The organism is Faecalibacterium tardum (genome assembly GCF_040096515.1).
In the GTDB taxonomy this organism is placed as follows: domain Bacteria; phylum Bacillota; class Clostridia; order Oscillospirales; family Ruminococcaceae; genus Faecalibacterium; species Faecalibacterium tardum.
Map to the genome: position 1 here is coordinate 228,783 of NZ_JBBMEO010000002.1, position 25,706 is coordinate 254,488.

The 25,706-nt window shown below is 57.2% G+C and carries 23 protein-coding genes and 1 pseudogene; 8 read left to right on the forward strand and 16 right to left on the reverse strand.

All coding sequences use genetic code 11. The annotated features are described in order from the left end of the window. Positions 1-46: 46 nt before the first annotated feature. The 11 genes from dnaG to coaD all read right to left on the reverse strand — a co-directional run bounded on the left by dnaG (position 47) and on the right by coaD (position 12,034). The gene (gene dnaG / locus WMO44_RS03330; RefSeq protein ID WP_349151736.1) at positions 47-1,822 is read right to left on the reverse strand and encodes a DNA primase; all 1,776 of its coding nucleotides are present in this window, start codon (positions 1,820-1,822) and stop codon (positions 47-49) included. Positions 1,823-1,847: 25 nt separating this feature from the next. After that, positions 1,848-2,846 (reverse strand): deoxyguanosinetriphosphate triphosphohydrolase, encoded by a 999-nt coding sequence (locus WMO44_RS03335; protein WP_349151737.1) that lies wholly within the window; start codon positions 2,844-2,846, stop codon positions 1,848-1,850. 142 nt (positions 2,847-2,988) lie between these two features. Beyond that, a complete protein-coding gene (locus WMO44_RS03340; protein ID WP_055184534.1) occupies positions 2,989-3,609 on the reverse strand; it encodes an IMPACT family protein in 621 nt (206 codons plus the stop codon). Between the two features lie 113 nt (positions 3,610-3,722). Then, the gene (locus tag WMO44_RS03345; protein WP_349151738.1) at positions 3,723-4,661 is read right to left on the reverse strand and encodes a CAP domain-containing protein; all 939 of its coding nucleotides are present in this window, start codon (positions 4,659-4,661) and stop codon (positions 3,723-3,725) included. 548 nt (positions 4,662-5,209) lie between these two features. Further along, the gene (gene acrA, locus WMO44_RS03350; protein ID WP_005926207.1) at positions 5,210-6,304 is read right to left on the reverse strand and encodes an acryloyl-CoA reductase electron transfer subunit beta; all 1,095 of its coding nucleotides are present in this window, start codon (positions 6,302-6,304) and stop codon (positions 5,210-5,212) included. Between the two features lie 21 nt (positions 6,305-6,325). After that, positions 6,326-7,120, reverse strand: coding sequence for an acryloyl-CoA reductase electron transfer subunit gamma (acrB, locus tag WMO44_RS03355; RefSeq protein ID WP_055184538.1), 795 nt, complete (start codon positions 7,118-7,120; stop codon positions 6,326-6,328). Positions 7,121-7,137: 17 nt separating this feature from the next. Further along, a complete protein-coding gene (locus WMO44_RS03360; protein ID WP_005926213.1) occupies positions 7,138-8,307 on the reverse strand; it encodes an acyl-CoA dehydrogenase in 1,170 nt (389 codons plus the stop codon). Between the two features lie 106 nt (positions 8,308-8,413). Next, the gene (locus WMO44_RS03365; RefSeq protein WP_097780174.1) at positions 8,414-9,286 is read right to left on the reverse strand and encodes a 3-hydroxyacyl-CoA dehydrogenase family protein; all 873 of its coding nucleotides are present in this window, start codon (positions 9,284-9,286) and stop codon (positions 8,414-8,416) included. A gap of 39 nt (positions 9,287-9,325) precedes the next feature. Beyond that, the gene (locus WMO44_RS03370) at positions 9,326-10,111 is read right to left on the reverse strand and encodes an enoyl-CoA hydratase-related protein (protein ID WP_349151739.1); all 786 of its coding nucleotides are present in this window, start codon (positions 10,109-10,111) and stop codon (positions 9,326-9,328) included. Between the two features lie 123 nt (positions 10,112-10,234). Then, positions 10,235-11,452, reverse strand: a complete 1,218-nt coding sequence (locus tag WMO44_RS03375) for an acetyl-CoA C-acetyltransferase (protein ID WP_349151740.1) — start codon at positions 11,450-11,452, stop codon at positions 10,235-10,237. 81 nt (positions 11,453-11,533) lie between these two features. Beyond that, positions 11,534-12,034 (reverse strand): pantetheine-phosphate adenylyltransferase, encoded by a 501-nt coding sequence (coaD, locus tag WMO44_RS03380; protein WP_316544181.1) that lies wholly within the window; start codon positions 12,032-12,034, stop codon positions 11,534-11,536. Positions 12,035-12,536: 502 nt separating this feature from the next. On the opposite strand from coaD, the pseudogene WMO44_RS03385 reads away from it, so the two are divergent. The 4 genes and pseudogenes from WMO44_RS03385 (at position 12,537) to WMO44_RS03400 (ending at position 15,655) form a co-directional block, all read left to right on the forward strand. Then, positions 12,537-13,902 (forward strand): annotated as a pseudogene (locus WMO44_RS03385) (butyryl-CoA:acetate CoA-transferase). Between the two features lie 48 nt (positions 13,903-13,950). After that, on the forward strand, positions 13,951-15,213 hold the full coding sequence (locus WMO44_RS03390) for an AI-2E family transporter (RefSeq protein ID WP_349151741.1): 1,263 nt from the start codon (positions 13,951-13,953) through the stop codon (positions 15,211-15,213). Between the two features lie 91 nt (positions 15,214-15,304). Then, positions 15,305-15,460 (forward strand): hypothetical protein, encoded by a 156-nt coding sequence (locus WMO44_RS03395; RefSeq protein ID WP_154251456.1) that lies wholly within the window; start codon positions 15,305-15,307, stop codon positions 15,458-15,460. A gap of 18 nt (positions 15,461-15,478) precedes the next feature. After that, complete coding sequence (locus tag WMO44_RS03400) at positions 15,479-15,655, forward strand: hypothetical protein (RefSeq protein WP_181573030.1); 177 nt, start codon at positions 15,479-15,481, stop codon at positions 15,653-15,655. Between the two features lie 93 nt (positions 15,656-15,748). Here the strand turns inward: WMO44_RS03400 and WMO44_RS03405 are convergent, their stop codons facing one another. Next, positions 15,749-17,179: a radical SAM protein gene (locus WMO44_RS03405; protein WP_349151742.1), complete on the reverse strand. Its 1,431-nt coding sequence runs from the start codon at positions 17,177-17,179 to the stop codon at positions 15,749-15,751. 167 nt (positions 17,180-17,346) lie between these two features. Next, positions 17,347-17,922, reverse strand: coding sequence for a TetR-like C-terminal domain-containing protein (locus tag WMO44_RS03410; protein ID WP_112090026.1), 576 nt, complete (start codon positions 17,920-17,922; stop codon positions 17,347-17,349). Positions 17,923-18,191: 269 nt separating this feature from the next. On the opposite strand from WMO44_RS03410, the gene proC reads away from it, so the two are divergent. The 4 genes from proC (at position 18,192) to WMO44_RS03430 (ending at position 22,070) form a co-directional block, all read left to right on the forward strand. After that, positions 18,192-18,998, forward strand: a complete 807-nt coding sequence (gene proC, locus WMO44_RS03415; RefSeq protein WP_349151743.1) for a pyrroline-5-carboxylate reductase — start codon at positions 18,192-18,194, stop codon at positions 18,996-18,998. Between the two features lie 7 nt (positions 18,999-19,005). Next, positions 19,006-19,803, forward strand: a complete 798-nt coding sequence (gene proB, locus WMO44_RS03420) for a glutamate 5-kinase (protein ID WP_015538439.1) — start codon at positions 19,006-19,008, stop codon at positions 19,801-19,803. A gap of 3 nt (positions 19,804-19,806) precedes the next feature. Next, a complete protein-coding gene (locus WMO44_RS03425; RefSeq protein WP_349151744.1) occupies positions 19,807-21,069 on the forward strand; it encodes a glutamate-5-semialdehyde dehydrogenase in 1,263 nt (420 codons plus the stop codon). Between the two features lie 560 nt (positions 21,070-21,629). Then, complete coding sequence (locus tag WMO44_RS03430; protein ID WP_055184558.1) at positions 21,630-22,070, forward strand: methylglyoxal synthase; 441 nt, start codon at positions 21,630-21,632, stop codon at positions 22,068-22,070. A 108-nt stretch (positions 22,071-22,178) separates the two neighbouring features. On the opposite strand, the gene WMO44_RS03435 is transcribed toward WMO44_RS03430, so the two are convergent. Genes WMO44_RS03435 through murD form a run of 3 tightly spaced genes read right to left on the reverse strand, consistent with a single transcriptional unit; the run spans position 22,179 to position 25,660 of the window. Next, a complete protein-coding gene (locus WMO44_RS03435) occupies positions 22,179-23,447 on the reverse strand; it encodes a methionine gamma-lyase family protein (RefSeq protein WP_349151745.1) in 1,269 nt (422 codons plus the stop codon). Positions 23,448-23,501: 54 nt separating this feature from the next. Next, complete coding sequence (locus WMO44_RS03440; protein WP_349151746.1) at positions 23,502-24,263, reverse strand: GNAT family N-acetyltransferase; 762 nt, start codon at positions 24,261-24,263, stop codon at positions 23,502-23,504. Further along, positions 24,260-25,660: a UDP-N-acetylmuramoyl-L-alanine--D-glutamate ligase gene (gene murD, locus WMO44_RS03445; protein ID WP_349151747.1), complete on the reverse strand. Its 1,401-nt coding sequence runs from the start codon at positions 25,658-25,660 to the stop codon at positions 24,260-24,262. Before murD ends, WMO44_RS03440 begins: the two co-directional genes overlap by 4 nt. Positions 25,661-25,706 lie beyond the last annotated feature (46 nt).

The window sequence follows — 25,706 nt, forward strand, 5'->3', positions numbered from 1 at the left end:
TTCCTGCTCCTTTTCTCTCCAGCTCCAGCCGGAGGGAAAACAGGGATCAGTCTTGTTCGGGCAGCGTCCCCTGCTTTTTTTCGCGCATCGACTGAAGATACTGTGTGATCTCATCGCCGGACATTGCAGCAGCTTTGCTTGCGACCGGCATCCCCCGGGCGATCCTGTCCAGATACAGATGGATATCCTCCGGGGTGCAGTTCACATCGCTGTATTGTGCCGCAAGTCGGCTCAGTTCATTCAATGCTTCTTCGCTTGCAAATGCCCGCAGTGCCGTCAGGCTGAGCTCCACGCCCTCCCGGCTGCAATTGAGCATTGCTTCGTATAATTCCTTCTGCTGCGGCTGGATGAATTGCTCCGCCGTCAGCTGCTGTTTGGCCAGTTCCAGATAGCGCGGCTCCCGCAGGATGGCTGCCAGCAGCCGCTGCTGGGCACTGGCAATGCCCAGCGCCTGACTGCCGCCTGCGCTGTATGGTACCTTGATCTGATTCATCTCGCCGGAGCGCAGCAGCTCGCGGTTTTTCTCCCGGCGATACTTGCCGCCCGCCCGCTTTGCTGCGGTGCCCAGCTGCGCCAGAATAGCGGTTTTGGAAATATTAGTTTCCTCTGCCAGCCGTCCGGCGTACACCTCCTGCTCGGTGGGGTTGGAGCGCTCGGCCAGCATCTCCACAGCATCCTTTATATATTGCAGACGCTGCGCGTCCTGCGAGAGATCATACTGATCCCGCAGGCGCTTGAGCCGGAAGTCCAGCGCGTTGCCCACCCCATCCAGAAGCGCCTGAAAGCGCTCCGGGCCATATTTTTTGATATACTCGTCCGGGTCCTTTGCACCGGGGATCTGCAAAACGCCCACCTTTACCGGGCTGTTGCGGAACAGCTCCAGCGAGCGCAGGGTCGCCTTCTGACCGGCCTCATCCGAATCATAGCTCAGAATGACCTCGTCGGCATATTCGCTGATGATGCGCACCTGCCCGGGGGTCAGCGCGGTGCCGCAGGCGCAGACGGCGGTATCAATGCCCGCCTGCTGCATACTGATGACGTCCATGTAGCCCTCGCACAGCACGAACCGCCGGGAGGCGCTGCGCTTGGCGATCTGCATGGCAAACACCGTCTCGGATTTGTGGTAGACCAGCGTTTCCGGGCTGTTGACGTATTTGGGCTTGGAGTCGTCCATCACGCGCCCGCCAAAGGCAATGATATTGCCGCGCAGGTCAAAGATGGGGGTCATGACGCGCTTCCAGAACAGGCAGTAGATGCGGCCGGAGGGACTACGCTTGAACAGACCGCTGGCGTCCAGCTCCTGCTGGTTGTAGCCCTTATCCCGCAGGTACTGGTACAGTGCCTGCCCGTCGTTGGGGGCATAGCCCAGCCCGAACCGGACGATGGTCTTATCGTCCAGCCCGCGCCGCCGCCAGTAGGCGCGCGCCTGCCGCGCCTCCTCCACGGTAGAGTTCAGGCAGGCGTGGAAAAAGCGGGCCGCCTCCTTGTTCATAGAAAGCACCCGGCTGCGCAGGCGTCCGGTCTTGTCGTCCTCCTGCGGCTCCGGCATACCGGCGCGGGAAGCCAGCATCTTGATAGCTTCGCCGCTGCTGATGTTGTTGATCTTTTTGACAAAGCTGATGGCATCTCCGGCTGCCTGACAGCCGAAGCAGTAAAAGCTTTGGGTGTCCGGGTACACATAGAAGGACGGCGTTTTTTCGCTGTGAAAGGGGCACAGACCGCCGTACAGACGTCCCTTGCGCTTGAGCTGCACATAGCTGCCCACCAGCTCCACGATGTCGGTGCGGCGGGTAAGCTCCTCGATGTATTCGTGTGGGATCATGTTGATTTAAACGACCTCTCCAGTTTTAAAGGACGTGCCATTTTTGGGGCACGAACAGTTCTTCAAAGGTGCGGATGGCAAACTCATCGCTCATACCGCTGATGTAGTCTGTGACGGCACGCTCCCTCCCCTCCTGATAGGCCAGCTGTACATAAAAGTTGGACATCCGGTCCACATGGGTCAGGTAGTACTCGTACAGCTCCGCGATAAGCTTGTCCACCTTTTGCTCCTCGCGCTTGGCGTTTTTGTCCACATACACGGTAGCGTACATGAAATCCCGCAGGGCGAGAAACGCCTCGTATTCCTCCGTGCCCATGCGGACATCCCCCTCGCTGTGGGTGAGGATGCTGTTGATCATGGTGGTGATGCGGGCGGATTTGGTCTGCCCCAGCACCGCTGTGCAGTCCTTGGGCAGGGTGGCAGCGTCCAGCACACCGGCGCGCACGGCGTCCTCGATATCGTGGTTGACAAAGGCGATCTGATCTGCCAAGCGCACGATGCGCCCTTCCGGGGTAGCTGCCCATGTGCCCTTGGTGTGGGTGACAATGCCGTTGCGCACCTCCCACGTCAGGTTAAGCCCCTCGCCGTCCTTTTCCAGCCGGTCCACTACACGCAGGCTCTGCATATAATGGTGGAAGCCATCCGGGCAAAGGTCGTTCAGTGCCTTTTCGCCTGCGTGGCCAAAGGGGGTGTGTCCCAGATCATGCGCAAGGCTGATGGCCTCGGTCAGATCCTCGTTCAGGCGCAGGCCCCGGGCGATGGTGCGGGCGATCTGCGAGACCTCCAGCGTATGGGTCAGCCGGGTGCGGTACAGGTCGCCCTCCGGCGAGAGGAACACCTGCGTTTTCTGCTTGAGACGCCGGAAGGCCTTGCAGTGCAGCACCCGGTCGCGGTCCCGCTGAAACACCGGGCGCAGCGGGTCCTGCGGCTCCGGCACGACTCTGCCGCGGCTTGCATCGCTGAAGGTCGCCCAAGGCGCAAAGGTGAGGTGCTCGATCTCTTCGGTTCTCCGGCGCACATCCATACAGATCCTCCTTTTATTTTTCGGGCTTTTCCCCTCCCCTCTGCACGCAGCCGATCCCAATTGCTGCGCTGCAGCAATTGTAGCACATCGGCAGTGTCGAAGGGGGAAGTTCGGTGTCGGTTTGCAAAAAAGACTTTGTTTTTTAAAATGGTGCGTAGAACGGGTCAGACACCGTTACCTGAGCGCTGCCCCGGGTCAGTTCTCGCAGCTGCTCCAGCAACGGCGCTTCGGTGTGCTCCGGCATCTGCCAGCGCAGGGTGACACGGTCTGCAAACTCCGGCGGTGCCTGTTTTGCCCCGGCGGCGTCAATGAGCAGAGATGCACGCTCGTAGAGGGCGTAGTCCACGGTGACCTGCAGCTCCACCACGCTGCGCACCGTGACCACCTCGGCGTTTTCCAGCGCACGGGCAGTGGCGGTAGTGTAAGCGCGCACCAAGCCGCCGGTGCCCAGCAGCACCCCGCCAAAGTAGCGGGTGACCACCACGATCAAGTCTGTCAGGCCGCTGTGCTGCAGCACTTCCAGCGCGGGCGTACCGGCGGTCTTGGCCGGCTCGCCGTCATCGGAATAGCGCTCGCGGTTGCCCGCCCGCAGGCGGTAGGCGTAAACGTTGTGCCGCGCGGTGCGGTTGGCTGCCCGCACCTGCTCCAGAAAGGCAACGGCGGCTTCCTCGCTGTCGGCAAAGGAGAGCTGCGCGATAAAGCGGCTTTTTTTCTCTTCGTATTCGCCGGTGGCCGTGCCCCGGACGGTGCGGTAATCCTCCACGTTAGATCCTCCTGATAATAATTCAAAACAAGTATAACACAAACAGGCACAAATAAAAAGACTGACGAAGCCTTGCGGCCCCGCCAGTCTTTTTATAAGAAGAAAGCAGTTGATCACTTGGTAAAGATCTGGATCCACTGATGACCCCAAGTGCTGTTGCTGTTATAGTAGTAGCCAACACTCATCTTGCGAGCCTCAGGGTTCAGGATGTTAGCGCGATGGCCTTCGGAGTTCATCCATGCATTGACGACCTCTTCAGGAGAGACGCTGCCCCATGCGGCATTCTCGCCAGTGGGGGTATCGGTGACACCGTAGTCCTTCAGGACGGTGAAGCACTTGGAGCCATCGGGACGGACGTGGGAGTTCACAACGGCGATCTCCTCGGCGCGGGTCTGTGCGGCGGCGGTCAGGTCGTCATTGCCCATTTCCAGAGCGGTCAGACCGTACTTTGCACGCTGAGCATTGACCAGATCCAAAACTTCCTGACGGTAATTTTCAGTGTGGGAATTTTCGGGGTAAGAGAAGATCAGCACCCAGTAGTTATTGTAGACGCCGCCTTCGTAGTGGCCAACGCTCACAGTAGTAGCATCGGCGTTCAGGATACGCTCGCGGGTAAAATCGGTAGCCATCCACTGATCCATTGCGGCATCGGGGGTGGAGCAGCCGGCCATGTAGTTCTCGCCGATAGAGACATCGCTGATGCCGTTCTCTGCCAGAACGGTGAAATCGCGCTGACCGTTGGGACGAACGTAGGAGTAAGAAACTGCCAGCTCCTCGGCACGCTCCATTGCAGCAGCGTTGTGGCTGCTGTCGCCCAGAGCAACGGGAGCCAGACCGGCCTGTGCGCGCTCGTTATTGACCAGAGTCAGGAAGCTGCGCTGGTAGGCGTCTTCCTCAAAGTAAGAGTTTTCTTCTTCCACAGATGCGGTAGCAGGAACGGCAGCCTGTGCAGCGTTTGCGGTGACGGGCTTGAAGTCTGCAAAGCCAAAAACCACAGCCAGCGTCATCACTGTCGCTGCGATATTCTTTACGGTACTCATTGCACGCTTCATAAGATTGCCTCCGGTCTGTTGCATTATGCAGTGTGATGTTGGATGTTGCAACGCATTTGCAACTCTGTCGTATCACATCTGCAACTCTTGTGTCACAAGAGTATCACAAAACCATACAGACGTCAAGAGGTTCAGAGGCTGTTTTGAAGAAAAAATACAGATTTTTTTAAAAAATCCCGCCCTTTTATCGCAACTCAAGTGTAACAAATAATCCGAAAACGTTACAGTTGTGTTGCGCTTCTCCTCAAAATCAGCCGAGTGCAACAGGCCTTGCACACTTTTGGGGACGTTCTGGTGCGCTCCAGTTTGCATATTATAGTATTTATATACATTTATTTGTATATCAAAGCTTTGTGTACGCTTTTGTGCCGCTTCGTTCTATTCCCTTTTCCGCTCCTTTCCCATGGAAAGCAAATTGGAGCTGCTGTGCAGTGTCCGGCACAACAGCTCCATCATTAAAAAGCACAAAAAGAGGCCGCTGCACAAAAATGTGCAACGACCTCTCACAATTCAGGCTATGCTATTGAATGATGCTCAGGAACAGGCGATCACAGAGCAGCCTTTGCTGCCTCGATCTGCTTGATCAGCTCAGGCACGACCTTGAACAGGTCGCCCACGATGCCGTAGTCAGCAACACCGAAGATGGGAGCGCCCTCGTTCTTGTTGACAGCGATGATGCACTCAGAATCCTGCATACCGGCGGTGTGCTGGATGGCACCGGAAATGCCCAGAGCCACATAGATCTTGGGGTGCACGGTCTTGCCGGTCTGACCGACCTGATGGTCAGCGGTCATCCAGCCTGCATCGGTGACGGCACGGGAAGCACCCACAACGCCGCCGCCCAGAGCGGCTGCCAGCTGCTCTGCCAGCTCGATGCCCTTGTTGACATCCTTGCTGATGCCACGACCCACGGAGACGATGACGTCTGCGCCGATCAGGTCGACCAGCTTCTCAGCGGCCTTCTCCACGCTCAGCACTTCGGTCTTGATGTCCTCAGCGGTCAGGCTGAAGGCGGGCTTGACGATCTGGCAGGCATCAGCCTTGGCCTGATCGAAGGGAGCCTTCTTCATAACACCGGGACGCACGGTGGACATCTGGGGACGGAAGCGGGGGCAGATGATGGTAGCCATCAGATGGCCGCCGAATGCGGGACGGGTCATCTTCAGGTTGCGGTCTTCCATATCGAACTTCTGCTTGGACAGGTCGATGGTGGAGCTCTCCTTCAGGAAGTCGATGTACTTTGCAGTATCGATATCCAGATGGGTAGCATCGGCGGTCAGGCCGGTGTGCAGACGGGCTGCGCAGCGGGGGCCGAGGTCGCGGCCAATGTTGGTAGCGCCGATCAGCAGCACCTCAGGCTTGTACTCGTTGACCATATCGCACACGACCTTAGCGTATGCATCGGTGGTGTAATCCTTCAGCAGGGGGCTGTCGCAGACCAGAACCTTGTCGGCACCGTAGCCGCCCAGTTCCTTGGCAATGCCCTCAACGTTGTCGCCCAGCAATAGGCCGGTGACTTCGCAGCCCAGCTCGTCGGCCAGCTTACGGGCCTCGCTAACCAGCTCGAAGTCAGTGGACATCAGTGCGCCCTGGCGCTGCTCGCAAAAGACCCATACGCCCTTGTATTCGTTAAAATCAGCCATTGTAATCCTATGCTCCTTTCATCAGATCAGGTGCTTCTTGGCCAGGATGCCAGCCAGCTGGGCAGCAACATCGTTGCCCTGCAGCATGGTGCCTGCGCCCTTCTGCGGAGGAGTGAAGGACTTAAAGACGTTCGTCGGAGAACCCTTCAGGCCAATGGTGTCCACCTCGATCAGCGGATCGTCCTTCAGTGCGTTGTAGTCGAACACTTCCATGGGCTTGTCGTAGCAGGTAAAGATGCCGTTCACGCTCATGTAGCGGGGGTCGTTCAGCTCCTTGATGCAGGTCAGCAGGCAGGGAGTCTGCACCTTGACCATCATGTAGCCGTCCTCCAGCATACGCTTCACGGTCAGGGTGTTGCCGTCCTTCTGGATGTCGGCAACGTAGGTGACCTGCGGCAGATGCAGCTTTTCAGCGATCTGGGGGCCGACCTGTGCGGTATCGCCATCGATTGCCTGACGGCCGCAGAACACAACGTCCTCGGGGCCAACGCCGATCTTGTTGACGGCAGCAGCCAAGATCTGGCTGGTTGCAAAGGTATCGGAACCGCCGAACTCACGGCCGGAAACCAGAACAGCCTTATCAGCGCCGCGGGCCAGCAGCTCACGCAGCATGCCCTCTGCCGGCGGGGGACCCATGGTGACAACAACGACCTCGCAGCCGGTGGCGTCCTTCAGCTTCAGGGCGGCCTCCAGAGCATTCAGGTCATCGGGGTTGGTGATGGTTGCCATGGATGCACGATCCAAAGTGCCATCGGGCTTGACGGACACCTTGCCGGAGGTATCAGGAACCTGCTTTACACAAACAATTGCTTTCATTGTAACTCTTGCCTCCCTTACTTCAGCAGCGCGCCGGAAATGACCATCATCTGCACTTCGCTGGTGCCCTCGTAGATCTCAGTGATCTTGGCATCACGCATCATGCGCTCGATGGGGTAGTCACGGGTGTAGCCGTAACCACCGAACAGCTGCAGGCAGCGGCGGGTCACATCGCTTGCAGTGCGGGCTGCGATCAGCTTAGCCTGTGCAGCCTCAACGCTGTAACGAACCTTTGCGCCATCCATAGCCTGCTGCTTCTTTAGAGCGGCAGCATAAACCAGATACTTAGCAGCCTCAACACGAGCCTTCATCTCAGCCAGCTCGAACTGGGTGTTCTGGAAAGCAGCAATAGCACGGCCGAACTGCTTACGCTCCTTGACGTAAGCAATGGTCTCCTCCAGAGCACCCTCGGCAATGCCCAGAGCCTGAGAAGCGATGCCGATACGGCCGCCGTCCAGCGTAGCCATAGCCAGCTGGAAGCCCTTGCCGCGCACGCCCAGCATACGATCCTTCGGGATACGGCAATCCTCAAAGATCAGCTCGCAGGTAGAAGAACCGCGGATACCCATCTTGTCCTCTGCCTTACCAACAGAGAAGCCCGGGTCGGTGCGCTCCACGATGAAGGCGGAGCAGAGCTTGGTGGGACGGCCGCGCTTATCCAGCACGTTATCGGTAACGGCGATGACGATGAACACATCAGCAAAGCCGGCGTTGGTGATGAAGATCTTGGAGCCGTTCAGCACCCAGTAATCGCCATCTTCCTTGGCAATGGTCTGCTGACCCTGCGCATCGGTACCAGCGCCCGGCTCGGTCAGGCCGAAAGCACCCAGCCACTCGCCGCTGCACAGCTTCGGCAGGTACTTAGCCTTCTGCTCGGGGGTGCCGTTCTCGTAAATGGGAGCAGCGCACAGGCTGGTGTGAGCAGAGACGATGACACCGGTGGTGCCGCAGACCTTGCTCAGCTCCTCCACGGCCATGACGTAGGACAGCACATCGCCGCCTGCACCGCCGACCTCAGTCGGGAAATAGATGCCCATCATGCCCAGCTTGCCCATCTTTTCGACGGTCTCCTTGGGGAAGTATTCCTCTGCGTCAACCTTCTTTGCCAGAGGCTTGACTTCGTTCTCAGCAAACTCGCGGTACATTTTCTGCACCATCTGCTGCTGCTTGGACAGAGTAAAATCCATCGCTATATCCTCCTAACAGGTCTTTTTTCATTTACCGGAATAGCCCGGTGCAAACAAATTCCTCCCGACCGCTTTCCCCGCAGCCGGGAGAAATGTTTATCAGAACTTACAGCTGGTCAACAGGGGTCTTGGTGCGGTCTGCGTTGTAAACGTAGAAGCCCTTACCGGTCTTGCAGCCCAGATTGCCGCCGCGCACCATCTTGCGGATCAGCGGGCAGGCACGGTACTTGCTGTCGCCGGTCTCGTTGTACAGCACGTCCATGATGGCCAGGCAGATGTCCAGACCGATAAAGTCGCCCAGTTCCAAGGGTCCCATGGGGTGGTTAGCGCCCAGCTTCATAGCGGTGTCGATGCCAGCGATATCGGAAACGCCCTCCATCTTAATGAAGGCAGCCTCGTTGATCATGGGGATCAGGATGCGGTTGACCACAAAGCCGGCAGCCTCGTTGACCTGAACGGGGCTCTTGCCGATGGCAACGGCGATCTCCTTGATCTTCTCAACGGTCTCAGCGGGGGTGTTGCAGCCGGCGATGACCTCGATCAGCTTCATGCGGTCTGCGGGGTTGAAGAAGTGCATACCGATCAGGGGACGGGTCAGGCCCTTGCCGATCTCGGTGATGGACAGAGAAGAAGTGTTGGAAGCAAAGACGCACTCGGGCTTGCAGATCTTATCCAGCTCGCCGAAGGTGGTCTGCTTGACCTTCATATCCTCGAAAGCAGCCTCAACGACCAGATCGCAGTCTGCGCACAGATCTTCCTTCAGGCCCGGGGTGATGGCGGCGACGATCGCGTCAGCCTTCTCCTGGGTCATCTTTCCCTTAGCGACCAGCTTCTCGTAGCCCTTCTTGATCTTTGCCAGACCATTCTCGGCCCACTCCTGCTTGATGTCGCACAGAGCAACGGTGTTGCCCTCAACCTGTGCAAATGCCTTTGCGATGCCCTGACCCATAGTGCCAGCGCCGATAACACCGATCTTCATAGGAAATCTCTCCTTTAATATCAAAAATTATGTAATGGATTAGTTGTTGGTAAACACTGCCTTGGGCTTCGGTTTCTCACGGGACAGGAAGCAAGCCATGCCCTCCTGCTGATCGTGGGTCTCGAAGCAATCGCCGAACAGCTTCTCCTCGACCTCAACAGCCTTCTCGATGGGCAGGCTGATGCCGTCGTTCATTGCCTTCTTGCAGTTGCGCACAGCAATGGGAGCATTCTTTGCGATCTTGCCGGCCATCTTCAGGACATTCTCCATCAGCTCAGCCTGCGGATACACGGCGTTGACCAGACCGATGCGGTAAGCCTCGTCAGCCTTGATGTTCAGCGCAGAGTAGACCAGCTGCTTTGCCATGCCCATGCCGACCAGACGAGCCAGACGCTGGGTGCCGCCAAAGCCCGGGGTGATGCCCAGACCGACTTCCGGCTGACCGAACACAGCGTTGTCAGAGCAGATGCGGAAATCGCAGCTCATAGCCAGCTCGTTGCCGCCGCCCAGTGCAAAGCCGTTGACAGCTGCGATGACGGGGATGGGGAAATGCTCGATCATCAGGAACACGTCATTGCCCAACTTGCCGAAGGCCTCGCCTTCTGCCTTGGTCATGGTGCTCATGGAGCCGATATCGGCACCGGCAACAAAGCTCTTGTCGCCTTCGCCGGTCAGAACGATGCAGCGGACAGTCTCCTGATCGACTGCCTCAAAAGCAGCCTTCAGGTCAGCCAGAACCTCGGGGTTCAGAGCGTTCAGTGCCTTGGGACGGTCGATGGTAATGATCTCAACAGCGCCCTGCACCTCGGTTTTTACAAATGCCATTGTGAAAACCTCCATTTCATACAGTTCAGTTTTTTCAAAACAGCCCCCGGAACGCGGGAGGGCTCTCCGGTTCCCTCCGGCGCTCCGGGTCTGTGGTTCAATCAGGATTCAGAGAAAAAGTGCTTAGTCCATCTCAACGATGGTAGCGCAGCCCATGCCGCCGCCGATGCACAGGGTAGCCAGACCCTTGTGAGCACCACGATGCTTCATAGCGTACAGCAGGGTGACCAGGATACGAGCGCCGGAAGCGCCGACCGGGTGACCCAGAGCGATTGCGCCGCCGTTGACGTTCAGCTTGTCCTTATCGAAGCCCAGAGCCTCGCCGACAGCGATGGACTGTGCTGCGAATGCCTCGTTGGCCTCGACCAGATCCATATCGGCAACGGTCATGCCGGTCTTGGCCATGACCTTCTTGGTAGCAGCGATGGGGCCCAGACCCATGACCTCGGGCTCAACGCCTGCCAGAGCACCGGCGACCCAAGTTGCCAGAGGCTTCACGCCCAGCTCCTTAGCCTTCTCCTCGCTCATGACGACCAGAGCAGCAGCGCCGTCGTTGATGGCGAAAGAGTTACCAGCGGTGACGATGCCGTCTTTGGTGAAGGCGGGCTTCAGCTTTGCCAGAACCTCGGGAGCGCTCAGACGGGGGCCCTCATCGGTATCGAACACGGTGTCGCCCTTCTTGCCCTTGATGACAACAGGAACGATCTCGTCCTTGAAGGCGCCGTCCTTGATGGCCTTGTCAGCCTTCAGCTGGCTGTTGTATGAAAACTCGTCCAGCATCTCGCGGGTGATGGGGCTGTAGCCGTACTTCTTCTGGTAGGTCTCGTTGGTGCAGACGTTCTCAGCGGTCATGCCCATGTGCTTGTTGAAGCCGCAGGCATCCCACAGTGCATCGTTGACCATGGTATCCACGATCTCGCTCTTGCCCATGGGAGCGCCCATGCGGTAGCCGTAGCGAGCCTTCTGCAGTGCGAAGGGAGCCATATCCATGTTCTCCATGCCGCCTGCAACAACGATATCAGCATCGCCTGCCTCGATCATCTGAGCAGCCATGTTCACGCAGTTCAGACCGGAGCCGCAGACCACGTTGACGGTGACGGCGGGGGTCTCGATGGGCAGGCCAGCCTTCAGGGCAGCCTGACGAGCGACGTTCTGGCCCAGACCAGCCTGAATGACGCAGCCCATGTAAACATGATCGACCTGCTCGGGCTTGACGTTTGCACGGTTCAGAGCCTCCTTGATGACGATGGAGCCCAGCTCAACAGCGGGAACGTTGGCCAGAGTGCCACCGAACTTGCCGATAGCGGTGCGGCATGCAGATGCGATAACGATCTTTTTCATGTGAATAGCCTCCTGAATTGTGTATGTGTGTTACTTATCGGTTACCCATTTATCAAAACGCCCTGCGGCATTTTTGCGGTATCAGATTTCTTCCCTCTCCCGGAGCTGTGCGTATTTTTCGCTGACGGCTTTTTCCACATTGGGTGTGACGAACTTGCTGATGTCACTGCCGTAGTACGCTGCTTCCTTTACGATGGTGGAGGAAAGATAACTCCATTTGATGCTGGTGGCAAGGAACATGGTCTCGATGCCGGGCATCAGTGCGTGGTTGGTCTGCGCAAGCTGGATCTCGTTTTCAAAGTCCGTTACCGCCCGCAGCCCCCGCACCATTACGGATGCGTGACGTTTTTTTGCGAACTCCACGGTCAGGCCGTCGAAACTTTCCACGGTCACGTTGGGGATGTTCTTGCAGCATTCCTGCAGCATAGCCACCCGCTCTTCCACTGTGAACAGCGGATGCTTGGCGCTGTTGATCAGCACCGCCACGATGAGGTGGTCGTTGATCTTTGCTGCGCGCTTGATGATATCAAGATGTCCCTTGGTGACCGGATCGAACGACCCGGGATAAACTGCTGTTGCCATCGGTCAGTGTCCTCCTTGTGCGCTGTAATTGCTAAGCGCGATGTGGTTCTGCCATGATAGCACTTTCCAGCCTTGGGTGCAACCTGTAACTGCTGTGGTGCGTTTTATCGTTAAATTTTAAACGAATCATCCCGCACTGCTCCGCAGTTGCTTCCCACGCTATTAGTAAAGCACATCGTCAAAATTTTATCAAGTCTTTTTCTCAACTTTTTTGTTTTTTGCGTACCAAACAATCCCCACAGAAAGCCTTAAAAACTGTTCATTATGCTATACTGGCTGTTTTTTAGCCAAAACTATTGATTCTACACTTTGTTAATGTTATAACTAAGTTGAGCTGTTCTGCGTAGAGCGGAGCACGCACTGCTGCCTTGTTTATAAGGTTACCATACAGATGTGGCAAAACGGTGTGCATTCCGCAAAACAGGCGTAAAACAGCCGCATAATTTGTCCGCACAGAATTGTTTACAATTCTTTTATGTATTTTAAGAGAGGATGGTTTATAATGGATTGCAAGGAACTGTACGCACAGAAGCTTATGACTGCTGCGCAGGCTGCCGCTCTGGTCAAAAGCGGCGACTGGGTGGATTACGGCTGGGCTGTGAACACCCCTGTGGCCGTGGACGCCGAGCTGGCAAAACGCCTGCCGGAGTTGGAAGGGGTCAACTTCCGGGGCGGCATCCTGATGTGGGTGCCGGAGATCTTCCAGATCGACGACCCCGCTGCCCACATGACCTGGAACAGCTGGCACATGGGCGGCATTGAGCGCAAGGCCATTGCGCAGGGTTTCGCCTTCTACTCCCCCATCCGCTACTCTGAGCTGCCCCGCTACTACCGCGAGAGCAGCGACCCCGTGGATGTGGCAGTATTTCAGGTGACCCCCATGGACGAGCACGGCTACTTCAACTTCGGTCCCAGCGCTTCGCATCTGGGTGCTGTGTGCGAAAAGGCCAAGAAGATCATCGTGGAGGTCAACACCAATATGCCGCGCTGCCTTGGCGGCATCGCGCTGCCTTGGCGGCATGGAGAACTGCGTACACGTTTCTCAGGTAAGCGGCATCGTGGAGGGCGCAAATCCCCCCATCGGCCAGATGGCAGCTGCTGGTGCCGCCACTGAGGTTGACCTGAAGGTAGCCAACCTCATCGTGCCGCAGATTCCCAACGGTGCCTGCCTGCAGCTGGGCATCGGCGGTATGCCTAACGCCATCGGCGGGCTGATCGCACAGAGCGATCTGAAGGATCTGGGCGTGCACACCGAGATGTATGTGGATGCCTTTGTGGATATTGCCAAGGCCGGCAAGATCAACGGCAGCCGCAAGCAGCTGGACAAGGGCCGTCAGGTCTACGCCTTTGGTGCCGGCACCCAGAAGATGTACGATTACCTGAACGATAACCCGGAGTGCATGTCTGCCCCGGTGGACTACACTAACGACATCCGCAGCATTTCCGCACTGGACAACTTTATTTCCATCAATAATGCCGTGGATATCGACCTGTTTGGTCAGGTGAACGCCGAGAGCGCCGGTGTGAAGCACATTTCCGGCGCAGGCGGTCAGTTGGACTTCGTGCTGGGCGCATACCTTTCCAAGGGTGGCAAGAGCTTTATCTGCCTGTCCTCCACCTTCTTTAATAAAAAGACCGGCCAGCTGGAAAGCCGTATCCGTCCCACGCTGGAGAATGGCAGCATCGTTACCGACACCCGCGCCAACGTGCACTATCTGTGCACCGAGTATGGCTGCGTGAACCTGAAGGGCTTGACCTCTTGGGAAAAGGCCGAGGCTCTGATCAGCGTGGCACATCCGGACTTCCGTGAGGAGCTGATCCGCGAGGCTGAAAAGCTGCACATCTGGCGCAGAAGCAACAAAATTTAATAAGCGCTGTGGGTATTCCCGCTGCCCGCAGCAGGAATGGAGTTTGTCATGATGGACAAAAAGCCGCATATCAAACCGTATCTCTATGGGATGCTCGCAGGGTTTGGTGCCATTGCACTGAGCATCATCTTCTTTTTCCTTATTTACCGCTTTGACGGCTTCGGCTCAGCTATCTCTACCCTGACCGGCATCCTGATGCCCTTTATCTACGGTGCCGTCATTGCCTACCTGCTCAAGCCGGTGTGCAACAGCATCGAGAGCTTTCTGCGCCGGTTCATCCCGGAAAAGATGAATGGTCTGATCAACGCGCTGTCCGTGGCGCTTACCATCCTGTTCGGGCTTTTGCTGGTGTATGCACTGGTCATGATGATCGTACCGCAGCTGATTACCAGCGTGACTACCCTGTACTACACCGCGCAGGCCAACATTACAAAGTTCATGAACTGGGCAAACCATCTGGAGTTTATTGAAAAGAACGAACAGATCACGGAGTTGCTCAATTCAGCCTACGCTGCTCTGAACACCAATCTGGACACATGGAACACATGGCTCAAGAACACCCTGCTGCCCTCCATGCAGAACATCCTGAGCGGCGCAGCCATTGGTGTGCTGAACGTGGTGACGGTGGCCAAAAACCTGATCATCGGCATCATCGTGGCCGTGTATATGCTGGCCAGCCGCAAGCGGTTCGTGCAGCAGGGCAAGCTGGTGCTGCACAGCATCGTCCGCCCCCGCTGGGCGCAGCTGATCACCGAGGAAGTGAAGTACGCGGACAAAATGTTCGGCGGTTTCATCAACGGCAAGATCATGGACTCTGCCATCATCGGCGTGCTGTGCTATATCGGCTGTCTGATCTTCAAGTTCCCCAGTGCGCTGCTGGTATCGGTGATCATCGGTGTGACCAACGTGATCCCTTTCTTCGGCCCCTTCATCGGTGCCATCCCCGCCACCCTGCTCATCCTCATCCAGAGCCCCATCAAGGCGCTGTGGTTCGTGTTGTTCGTGCTGGTTTTGCAGCAGCTGGACGGCAACATCATCGGACCCAAAATTCTGGGCAACACCACCGGCCTTTCCAGCTTCTGGGTACTGTTCGCCATCCTGCTGTTTGGCGGCCTGTGGGGCTTTGTGGGCATGATTGTGGGTGTGCCGCTGTTTGCTGTCATCTACGATGTTATCAAAAAGCTGGTCATTCACGGCTTGCAGCGCCATCAGGAGCTGACCCTGCTGAACAGCTATCACGACCAGTTCGGCGACCCCGCAGACGATGCAGCCGCACAGCCCGCTGCATCGCAACCTGCTGAGAACCAGTAAACCTTCCCTGCCCCGCATCAGAACACTTCCGATGCGGGGCATTTTTTAGCCATGCCGTATTATAAGAACGTATATAAAGGAGAACGATTTAATGGGTATTAAAATGATGTTATTGGGTATCGCCGTTATTCTGGCTGGGATTGCCTTATCTATAAGTAATATTTTTGCTTTTGTTGGTGGAGCCGCAGGTCTTTTAATCACAATTGCCGGTATGCTTGTACGGGGCAAAAACACAACCGAGAAATAATTCACGAAGGTTTGACAAATGACTTACACAATCGCGATCATTTCTACTTTAGCGGCATGGTTCGTTGGGCTATTTGCAGACGCAAACATCGATTTTGGAGACCCACAAGGGTTTTTAGCTCTCAGAGTGCTGTTTCCTGTTTTAGCTATGGGAATTTGTATTCTAAAGGCAATTAAAGAAAGCGATAAGAAATAAATAGCCGCCAACATGCACAGCAAGACCCCCGCCTTATGTTCCAGTCAGGAACACAGGGCGGGGGTCGTTTATTGCTTTGATTCAGATTTCAGCTCAATCCAGCGGCTGAGAGGGTTTCCAGTCCTTATAGTTCTCGTACCGGCTCTCGCGGATCTTATGGTGAGACCAGATCTCATCGGCGGTGGGCTGCCAGTCGGCGGCGTAAGCCTTGCATTTCTCACACAGGTGCTCGACACTTTCCGGAGACTGCAGGTCGGTGCTGTGAGCACCGGTCTCATGCACCATCTTTTCCAGCAGCTCGGGGTTTTCCAGCATCGGGCAGGGACGCAGATGGTTCTTGTTAAAGGGCTGGCCGTTGTGGTAAGCCATGAACAGCGGGCTGTGCAGAATCTCCAGAATAGACTGGTCGTGGATGTTAGCGTTGGAGTAGTGGATGAACACACAGGGCTCAGCATCACCGGCAGAGTTGATGTGGAAGTAGTTGCGGCCGCCGGCGATGCAGCCGCCCACGAACTCGCCGTCGTTCTGGAAGTCCATGGGGTAGAACGGGATATCGCACGCAGAAGAGCGCAGATAGCGGATACGGTCGATCATATACTTGCGCTGCTCCGGGGTGGGCATCAACTCCGGGGCGGCCTCGTTGCCAACAGGCATATAGTGGAAGTAGAAGCCGAAGTGTGCACCCTTCTCGCACAGGAAACGCATGAACTCGTCATTGGTGACGGCGTCGATGTTCTGGCGGGTGTAGCAGATGGAGGTGCCAAAGATAATGCCGTACTTCTTGAGCAGATCCATGGCGTGCATCACAGCGGCATAGTGGCCTTCGCCGCGGCGGGCGTCGTTGGTCTCCGGGGTGCCCTCGATGGACAGCATAAAGGCGATATTGCCCAGACGCCGCACCTCTTCACAGAAGGGCTCGTCGATGAGGGTGGAGTTGGTGTAGATGGCAAACTGCACATCGTTGTGCTTTTCGGCCAGTTTGAGCACGTCCTTCTTGCGCACCAGCGGCTCGCCGCCGGTCAGCATATACAGGTAAACGCCCAGTTCCTTGCCCTGCGTGACGATTTTGTCCATATCCTCAAAGCTGAGGTTGTTCTTGTTGCCGTACTCGCCTGCCCAGCAGCCCACGCAGTGCATATTGCAGGCAGAGGTGGGGTCGAACAAAATCAGCCAGGGGATGTTGCACTGGTATTTGACGCGGTTCTCGCGAATCATCTTAGTGCCGCGGAAGAAGGCTTCGTAGCCCAGATTCAGTGCGGTAGTACGCGCCACATGGGGGTCGGTCTGGTCCAGCACGCAGTTGATGAGTTTCGTCCACTTGCTGTCGGGGTCGGTCAGCACCTTTTTGGCGTTCTCGTAGGTCTCGTCGCTGAAGCCGCTGCCGTAGAACTGCTTTGCAGCATCTACCAGCTGGCACATTGTTTTTTCACGGTCTTGCTCGGCGCGGGAAAGCGCCACGTCCACTATTTTACCAAGTGCAGCACGCTGCATCTTGTGGGTCAGATTCTCAAGAGATGTATTCATAACTTTTCCTCCCGAAATGATTCCTTTGGAAATTCTTATTTTGCTTGACCACATCTTACTACTTTGCGTGTTTTTGTGCCATAAACAGAAAATACGCCGTGATGGAAAACCCATCACGGCGTACTATTTGATAAAATTTTATTGAAGCCGCACGGACAAAAAACGCTTCATTCCTCTATTTTCAGGCTGCCGGTGCTCAGGCGGCACAGTGCACGGCGGAAATCCCCGTGGATCATGGTGCTTACGCGCTCCACCATCTGCTTGGGGTCGTTCTTCATATCCCGGCGGGTCCATTCCAGCGTCATGCCCACCAGTGCATACTTGTAAAAATCGACAACAAACTGTTTGTCTGCATCCTGTACGGTGATATCGTGGCATTCGCGGTCTGCAAAGTCCTTCAGGATGGGGTCCAGCAATCTATAAAGGTACTGCTCCACCTGTTCCCTGCCCACCGAGCGGTAAACGTTAAGCACAAGGGTCTTGTTATCCTGCAGCTGGTGCAGGACGTCCAGATAGGCTTCGCTCCATGTACCAAAGCCCCGGCGGCCTTCCATTGCCTTGGCGGCATCCTCCGCTAAGATCCAGTCCACCAGATCATAGATGTCCTTGAAATGGTAATAAAAGGTCATGCGGTTCACCCCGCAGTCCTCGGTGATATCGTTGATCGTGATCTTGTTCAGGGGCTTTTCCAGCAGCAGCTTCTTCAAAGATGCCTCCAGTGCCCGTTTTGTCGTTTGTGACACAAAAACCCATCCTTTCCCGGCAGTCGCCGCTGCCGTTTCCGTGAATGATACCCCATGATTTATTTTACCGCAAAATGTGACCTTATTTCAAGTAAAGATTCTTACCTTTTATGAAGTTTGTGTGTGCACTGCCCGCCGCGAAAGTGCTGTTTTTACATTATATCCGCCCAAAATAAGACAAAAGTCTTGATTTTCTCCCAGCGGTTGCTTAGAATGAATAAGAAGCAGAATTTTATGCAGTGCATACCTGCCGAGGGAGGGTTATTATTATGATGAAAACCATTGGGTTTTTAGGCTGTGGAAACATGGGCGGGGCTATTGCCCGCGCCGTGTGCAAGGCTACCGAGCCTGAGAATGTATTTCTGGCTAACCGCACGGCTGCCAAGGCCGAGGCGCTGGCCGCAGAACTGGGCTGCCAAACGGCTACCAACGCCGAGGTCGCCGGTGACTGCGATTTGATCTTTCTGGCGGTGAAGCCCCAGATGATGGAAGCCATGCTGGAGCCGCTGCGGTTCATCCTTGCCGAGCGCAGCAATCGGTTCGTGCTGTGCACCATGGCTGCCGGCCTGCCGGTGGCACGCATTCAGGAGATGGCGGGCGGCGACTACCCTGTCATCCGTATCATGCCCAACACCCCGGCATCGGTGGGCGAAGGCATGATCCAGTATTGCTCCGTCAACGTGACCGCCGAGGAGGAGAGCGCATTCTGTCAGCTGATGGCCCCTGCCGGGCGGCTGGACGCCGTGGCCGAGGGCATGATCGATGCCGCCAGCTGTGTTTCCGGCTGCGGCCCGGCATGGGTGTACCAGTTTATTGAAGCGCTGGCCGACGGCGGCGTGGCCTGCGGTCTGCCCCGGGCAAAGGCACAGGAGTACGCCGCACAGATGGTGCTGGGCAGCGCAAAGCTGGTGCTGGAAAGCGGCAAGCACCCCGGTGCGCTGAAGGACGCTGTGTGCAGCCCCGGCGGCAGCACCATTCAGGGCGTGCGGGTACTGGAAGAACATGGGCTGCGCGGTGCGGTGATGGATGCCGTGCTGGCCGCTTACGACAAAACAAAGGAAATGGGAAAGGGTTAATGGAATCATGCGCATCGTTGTGAAAGTAGGCACCTCCACATTGGCATACCCCACCGGGCGGCTGAACATCCGCCATGCAGAGGAACTGGTCAAGGTATTGAGCGATTTAAAGAACGAGGGACACGAGGTCATTCTGGTGTCCTCCGGCGCTATCGGCATGGGCGTGGGCAAGCTTTCGCTGCCTGCACGCCCAAAGGATACCACCACCAAGCAGGCCTGCGCTGCCGTGGGGCAGTGCGAGCTGATGTACACCTACGACCGGCTGTTCAGTGCCTACGATCACACGGTAGCGCAGATCTTGCTTACCGGCGTGGACGTGGAGCACACCGAGCGCCGGGTGAACATCCAGAACACCCTGACCCGTCTGCTGGAGCTGGGTGCACTGCCCATCATCAATGAAAACGACAGTGTTGCCACCGATGAGATCACCTCCATTGGCGACAACGACACGCTGGCCGCTATTGTGGCCTGTTGCTGCAAGGCCGACTTGCTGGTGCTGCTGAGCGACATTGACGGCCTGTACACCGCCAACCCCCACACCCACCCGGATGCGGCGCTCATCCCACTGGTGGAGGAGATCACCCCGGAGGTGATGGCACTGGCAGACGGTGCCGGCTCGGCACTGGGCACCGGCGGCATGGCCACCAAGCTGCGGGCTGCCCGCATGGTGACTGGCAGCGGCGCAGATATGGTGATTGCCAACGGCGCACACCCGGAGCTGCTGTATGATATCGCTGCGGGCAAGCCCATCGGCACCCGCTTTGCCGGGCATAAGCAGCCCGCACTGTCCACACAGGAGGTTTGAGCTATGACCACACAGGAAATTCTGGAAGCCGCCCGCGGGGCAAAGGCTGCGTTGGCACTGGCTGACGGCGCAGCCCGCGCACAGGCACTGCACAGTATGGCTACGCAGCTGTGCAGCCCCGCAAGCATGACGGCCATTCTTGCCGCCAACGCCGACGACATGGCCGCCGCAAAGGGACATATCAGCGAGGTGATGCTGGACCGTCTTGCCCTGACCGAGGAACGCATCCGCGCCATGGCAAAGGGCATTGAAGAGGTTGCCGCCCTGCCCGACCCGGTGGGCCGGGTGCTGAAGCGGGTGGAGCGTCCCAACGGGCTGGTGATTGAAAAGACCGCCGTGCCCATGGGTGTGATTGCTATCATCTATGAGAGCCGTCCCAACGTGACCAGCGATGCCGCCGCCCTTGCCATCAAGAGCGGCAACGCCTGCATCCTGCGCTGCGGCAAGGAGGCATGGCGCAGCGCCAACGCCATTGTACAGGCGCTGCGGCAGGGACTGCGGGAGAACAGCCTGCCGGAAAACGCGGTCTGCCTGATCGAGGACACCACCCACGCCTCTGCCAACGCCCTGATGACCGCCGTAGGCTATGTGGATCTGCTGATTCCCCGGGGCGGCGCAGGGCTGATCCGCGCCTGTGTGGAGAACGCCAAGGTACCCTGCATCCAGACCGGTACCGGCATCTGCCACATTTTTGTGGACGATACCGCCGATCAGGCCAAGGCGCTGGACATTATTGAAAACGCCAAGGCCAGCCGCCCCAGCGTGTGCAACGCCGAGGAGGTGTGTCTGGTGCATTCTGCTATTGCGCAGGAGTTTCTGCCCAAGCTCGCACAGCGTCTTGGCCCCGACCGCGTGGCTGCGGGCAAGCTGCCGGTAGAACTGCGGCTGGACGCACGCGCCGCCGCCATCATTCCCGGCACGCCTGCCGGCCCTGCGGACTTTGACACCGAGTTTCTGGACTACATCCTTGCCGTCAAGGTGGTGGACAGTGTAGATGAGGCCATTGCCCACATTGCGCAGCACTCCACCGGCCACAGCGAGGCTATCCTGACCCAGACGCTGGCAGACGCCGACCGGTTCACCGCTGCGGTGGACAGCGCCGCCGTGTATGTGAACTGCTCCACCCGCTTTACGGATGGCGGCGAGTTTGGTCTGGGCTGCGAGATGGGCATTTCTACCCAGAAGCTGCATGCCCGGGGTCCCATGGGACTGGAGGAGCTTTGCAGCTACAAATACGTCATCCACGGTGACGGGCAGATCCGCTGATTTCCCCTGCCCTCCAACCATCGCGTTTAAATCGTTTCTCAGATAACAAAAGGCTTCAGAAATGTCTGCGGGCATTCCTGAGGCCTTTTTTCATAGGAAGAGCCTAGAGATAGGCGAAATCTGCAATTTTGCGTTTTATAAGCAAATATTTTTATGCAGAAGAACTGCCGCTCTTATGCTGCACCGCAAGCTTTTGATAGCTGAAAAAAATTTCCTGTACAGGCCGATGTAAGCTGCTTTGGCCTGTATTTTTGTTTTATCGGGATGGACTGTATTTCGATTCAAGTGAGAAAAGTGAAAAATATTTCACTTTTCTCAGAAAATGAATTCTCTTGGATGGTGGTATGTATCCAAGAATTCGCCGTTTCTCACAATGTAAAAGTAGTACTTTTATGTTTTTATAGGTAAAAAAAGCAAAATTTTCTCTTGACAGAGCGTTTTCTGTGCGGTAAAACTATAGTGTAAGATTTGATATCGATTTCACTTCCGTTTCACAGGATTTCAAAATTCGTACATCATAACTGGTACTATGTAAAAATAAGTAAAGGAGAGAGCATCTTATGACGATCGCAATTCTTGCCCATGATTCCCGCAAAGAACTGGCTCTGCAATTCTGTACCGCTTACAGTGCCATCCTTTCCCGCAATAATGTTATCGCCACCGGTACCACCGGACGGATGCTTGCGCAGACCACTGGCCTGCCGGTGCACTGCTATCTCTCCGGTAAGCTGGGCGGTGTACAGCAGATCACCTCCCGCGTTGCCTGCGATGAGGTGGATTTGGTGCTGTTCTTCCGCGACCCGCTGAAGGCCGATGCCGCCAGCCTGACCGAGCAGAATCTGCTGCGCCTGTGCGATATGCACAGCGTACCCATTGCTACCAACATTGCTACCGCAGAGGTGCTGCTGCGCGGTCTGGATCAGGGAGATCTGGACTACCGTGAGGGGATGCACCCGGCCTTGATCGAGCCGATCCCCGTGGTGCAGGCCCGTGCCGTATAAGCGTTTATTTGTGTGTTACTTTGTGTATAGAGGGAAAAAAGGAGCTATCGTAGCGTGTTGTGCGATAGCTCCTTTTTGTTTGCGTGTTATTTGCCCGCAGGGCGATCATTATTCCTGAAAGTATGCTTTCTGGACAGCCAGCAGCACACCGGCGCGGCTGGCGGCAAAGTTCAAGCCGCCCTGCAGATAACAGGTGTAGGGGGCGCGCAGAGGGCCGTCGCAGGAAAGCTCGATGGTACTGCCCTGCGTAAAGCTGCCGCTGGCCATGACCACCTCATCGGTATAACCCGGCTCCGGGCTGGGTTCCGGGGCGGCGTAGCTGTCCACGGGGCTGGCAGCCTGAATGCCCTGACAGAAGCCAATGAGCGCTTCTGCCGTACCGGCATCAAAGCAAGTAACGATATCGTTGTGATCCTCGCAGTAGCGCGGAATGGGCTTTTTGCCAAGCAGCTCCAGCATACACTGGGCGTAGATAGCGGTCTTGATGGCCTCGCACACCACGCCGGGAGCGTAGTAGAAGCCCAGATACATATCCCGGGGGGTCTCCAGCGTGCAGCCCAGCTCCTTGCCAAGGCCGGGGGCGTTCAGGCGGTAAGCGCACAGTTCCACCAGATCCTTGCGGCCCACGATGTAGCCGCCGGTGGGAGCAATGCCGCCGCCGGGGTTTTTGATCAGGCTGCCTACTGCAATATCCGCGCCCACCTGACAGGGCTCCTGCGTCTGGGTGAACTCGCCGTAGCAGTTATCCACAAAGATGATGATCTCCGGGTTTGCGGCGCGGGCGGTATCCGCAATTTTGCGGATGGTGTCCAGATCAAAGGCGTTGCGCTGTAAATAGCCGCGGCTGCGCTGGATATGGCACACCTTTGCACCGGGGGCTTTCTGGGCGATCAGGTCGTAGTCCGGGGTGAAGTCGGCCTTGAGGGGGGCTTCGTCGTAGTTTACGCCGTAGTCCATCAGAGTGCCGGTACCCTTGCCCTTGCCGTCCAGGCCGATGACGCCCTCCAGCGTATCGTAGGGGCGGCCGGTTGCAGCCAGCAGGGTGTCCCCTGCCCGCAGCAAGCCGAACAGCGCCACCGCCAGCGTGTGGGTGCCGCTCTGGAACTGGCTGCGCACCAGTGCATCCTCTGCGCCCATGACCTGTGCAAAGATCTGCTCCAACTTAGCGCGGCCGGTATCCCACAGGCCGTAGCCGGTGGTGCCCAGCATATCGGTGGAGGACATCTGGGTATCGGCAAAGGCCTTGAGCATTTTCAGCTGGTTGAAATCCCGGATCTCCTCCATCTGGTGGAAATAGGGCTGGCACAGCTCCATGGCCTTTTCGTCCAGCGCCAGCACCTCGGGCTTATAATCAAAAAAGTGGTTCAGAATCGACATTATAACGTGATAGTTCCTTCCTGTTATTTTTTGGTTCTTTGTGCAAAAGCTTTGTCATTTCTCGGACACATAGCGGGCGTACTCGGCCAGCTTTGCAAAGCCGAGGCGGGTATAAAACCGCACCCGCTCCGGCGCGCAGAGGAACACCAGGCGCAGACCTTCGGCGGCAAGGCTGTTTGCCATTTCCACAATGAGCCGCCCGCCGATGCCCTTGCCCCGCAGCGGCTCTGCGGTCTGCCCGCAGGCCATGTAGGCTTGCCCATTGCACAGGGCATAAGCGCCCACGGTGCAAACGACTGTACTCCCCTGCTCCAGCGTCCATGCCACTGCCCTGCCCCGGGTGCGCTTTGTACACAGCTCTGAATAAAAGTCAGCCTGCCGGGTGAGGTCTGCGGGATAAAGCGCCGCTGCCACCCGGGCGGCAGAAGCTTCCCGGCAGAGGGACAGCTGCGCCCACAAAGCCTCGTCCACGGCGGGCAGGGGCAGCGGCTTACCCTGCGGCAACCCGAACACGGTCAGCGTTTCCGCCTTGTGCCAGCCGTCCGGCGGCGGGCAGACAGTCTCGTCCAGAATGGCGCTCTCGCACCCGCAGAAGGACAAAAAGCCTGCCAGTTCTGCGGGGTTTGCGTGCCCGGCCAGCCATGCCGTGCTGCCGGAAAGTTCCAGTGCCAGCGTGGGGCCCGCGTAGAACCGCCACGGCTGACTTTTGCGAAAGAGCGCGCAGTCCAGCGGCAGCAGAGCGTCCAGCACCGGCAGACCCCGGCAGGCATTCGCGAACCGGGTACGGCGCTTTGCATCCTTTACCTGTGCGATCACTTGAGCGCGTTGACGATCTTTTTGAACTCGCGGCCGCGCACCTCAAAGTTGGGGTACAGGTCAAAAGATGCACTTGCCGGAGACAGGATGATGATATCCCCGGGCTTTGCGGCGGCGCGCGCCAGCTCTACGGCGTGCTGCATATTGTCTGCGTGCTGAATAGGCAGAGCGGCCTCGTCAAAGCCGGAGCACTCCCGTACAGCCTGCTCGATGCGGGGGCCGGTAGCACCCATCAGCACCAGATCCTTGACATGGGCGATGATCTCCGGTGCCAGCGGCTCGTAGGGGATGTGCTTATCGTAGCCGCCCGCGATGAGGATGACCTTCCGGTCAAAGCTGCGCAGACCGGCAATGGTGCGGGTGGGGCTGGTGCCGATGGAATCGTTATAGTACAGCACGCCGTCCAGAGTACGCACCGGCTCGATGCGGTGCTCCACGCCGGTGAAGGTGCTGCCCACCTGACGGATAGCCTCTACGGGCACCTCGCCCCACACGGCAGCGGCAGCAGCCAGCAGGTTCTCGATGTTGTGCAGACCGCGCAGCTTGACATCCTTCTGGGCAAGGAAGGGGGTCACAACGCCATCCTCGGCCATGCAGAGCATGCCATCCTTGCGCAGGAAGGCACCGTTGTCGGTATCGTGCAGGCGGGTGAACCACACCTGCTTGCCCTTGCAGTCTGCCTGCATGGAGCGGCTGATCTCGTTTTCATAGCCCAGCACGGCGCGGCAGGGCTGCTTCTGGTACAGCAGGATATTGCGCTTGGCATCAATGTATTCCTGCATATCCTTGTGGTGATCCAGATGGTTCGGGGTCACGTTGGTGACCACCGCAATGTTGGGGCTGGCGTGCATGCTGATCAGCTGGAAGCTGGAAAGCTCCACCACAGCCACATCCTCCGGGGATACCTCCGGCAGCATGGGCAGCAGCGCTGCGCCGATGTTGCCACCCAGATGCACCTTGCGGCCTGCGGCCTCGTAGAACTTGGAGATAAGGGTTGTGGTGGTGGTCTTGCCGTCCGAGCCAGTCACGGCCACGATCTCGCAGGGGCAGAAATCGAAGAACAGTTCCACCTCACTGGTGACCATAGTGCCGGCGGCCATGGCATCCTGCAGGGGCTTTTCAAAATAACCCACAAAGCCCGGTGTGCGCATGATGATATCCTGTCCCTTGAAGCCGTCCAGATAGTTTTCGCCAAGGCTCAGGTCGATGCCCAGCTCCCGGATTGTGGCGGCGTAATCGCCAAAGTCCTCCACGCTCTTTTTCTGGTCGCACAGGGTCACATGAGCGCCCAGCTCCACAAACTCCTTAATAAGGGTCTTGTGGCTGACGCCCGCGCCGATAAAGGCGACCTTTTTGCCCTGAATAAGCTGGGCAAGCTTCTGCTGATCTTTCTGCATAAAAACAGTTCCTCCTCTAATAGGATCATGGTATAACACCGCGCCG

Excerpts from the sequence above, each read along its gene's own strand:
- proC (WP_349151743.1), top strand. The coding sequence starts at position 18,192 with ATGATGAAAACCATTGGGTTTTTAGGCTGTGGAAACATGGGCGGGGCT.
- WMO44_RS03395 (WP_154251456.1), top strand. The coding sequence starts at position 15,305 with ATGGGTATTAAAATGATGTTATTGGGTATCGCCGTTATTCTGGCTGGG.
- WMO44_RS03345 (WP_349151738.1), bottom strand. The coding sequence starts at position 4,661 with ATGAAGCGTGCAATGAGTACCGTAAAGAATATCGCAGCGACAGTGATG.
- WMO44_RS03400 (WP_181573030.1), top strand. The coding sequence starts at position 15,479 with ATGACTTACACAATCGCGATCATTTCTACTTTAGCGGCATGGTTCGTT.
- WMO44_RS03375 (WP_349151740.1), bottom strand. The coding sequence starts at position 11,452 with ATGAAAAAGATCGTTATCGCATCTGCATGCCGCACCGCTATCGGCAAG.
- WMO44_RS03430 (WP_055184558.1), top strand. The coding sequence starts at position 21,630 with ATGACGATCGCAATTCTTGCCCATGATTCCCGCAAAGAACTGGCTCTG.
- WMO44_RS03435 (WP_349151745.1), bottom strand. The coding sequence starts at position 23,447 with ATGTCGATTCTGAACCACTTTTTTGATTATAAGCCCGAGGTGCTGGCG.
- WMO44_RS03390 (WP_349151741.1), top strand. The coding sequence starts at position 13,951 with ATGATGGACAAAAAGCCGCATATCAAACCGTATCTCTATGGGATGCTC.
- WMO44_RS03370 (WP_349151739.1), bottom strand. The coding sequence starts at position 10,111 with ATGGCATTTGTAAAAACCGAGGTGCAGGGCGCTGTTGAGATCATTACC.
- WMO44_RS03335 (WP_349151737.1), bottom strand. The coding sequence starts at position 2,846 with ATGGATGTGCGCCGGAGAACCGAAGAGATCGAGCACCTCACCTTTGCG.
- WMO44_RS03405 (WP_349151742.1), bottom strand. The coding sequence starts at position 17,179 with ATGAATACATCTCTTGAGAATCTGACCCACAAGATGCAGCGTGCTGCA.
- murD (WP_349151747.1), bottom strand. The coding sequence starts at position 25,660 with ATGCAGAAAGATCAGCAGAAGCTTGCCCAGCTTATTCAGGGCAAAAAG.
- dnaG (WP_349151736.1), bottom strand. The coding sequence starts at position 1,822 with ATGATCCCACACGAATACATCGAGGAGCTTACCCGCCGCACCGACATC.
- acrA (WP_005926207.1), bottom strand. The coding sequence starts at position 6,304 with ATGGCTGATTTTAACGAATACAAGGGCGTATGGGTCTTTTGCGAGCAG.
- WMO44_RS03425 (WP_349151744.1), top strand. The coding sequence starts at position 19,807 with ATGACCACACAGGAAATTCTGGAAGCCGCCCGCGGGGCAAAGGCTGCG.
- WMO44_RS03365 (WP_097780174.1), bottom strand. The coding sequence starts at position 9,286 with ATGAAGATCGGTGTTATCGGCGCTGGCACTATGGGTCAGGGCATCGCA.
- coaD (WP_316544181.1), bottom strand. The coding sequence starts at position 12,034 with ATGGCAACAGCAGTTTATCCCGGGTCGTTCGATCCGGTCACCAAGGGA.
- acrB (WP_055184538.1), bottom strand. The coding sequence starts at position 7,120 with ATGAAAGCAATTGTTTGTGTAAAGCAGGTTCCTGATACCTCCGGCAAG.
- proB (WP_015538439.1), top strand. The coding sequence starts at position 19,006 with ATGCGCATCGTTGTGAAAGTAGGCACCTCCACATTGGCATACCCCACC.
- WMO44_RS03360 (WP_005926213.1), bottom strand. The coding sequence starts at position 8,307 with ATGGATTTTACTCTGTCCAAGCAGCAGCAGATGGTGCAGAAAATGTAC.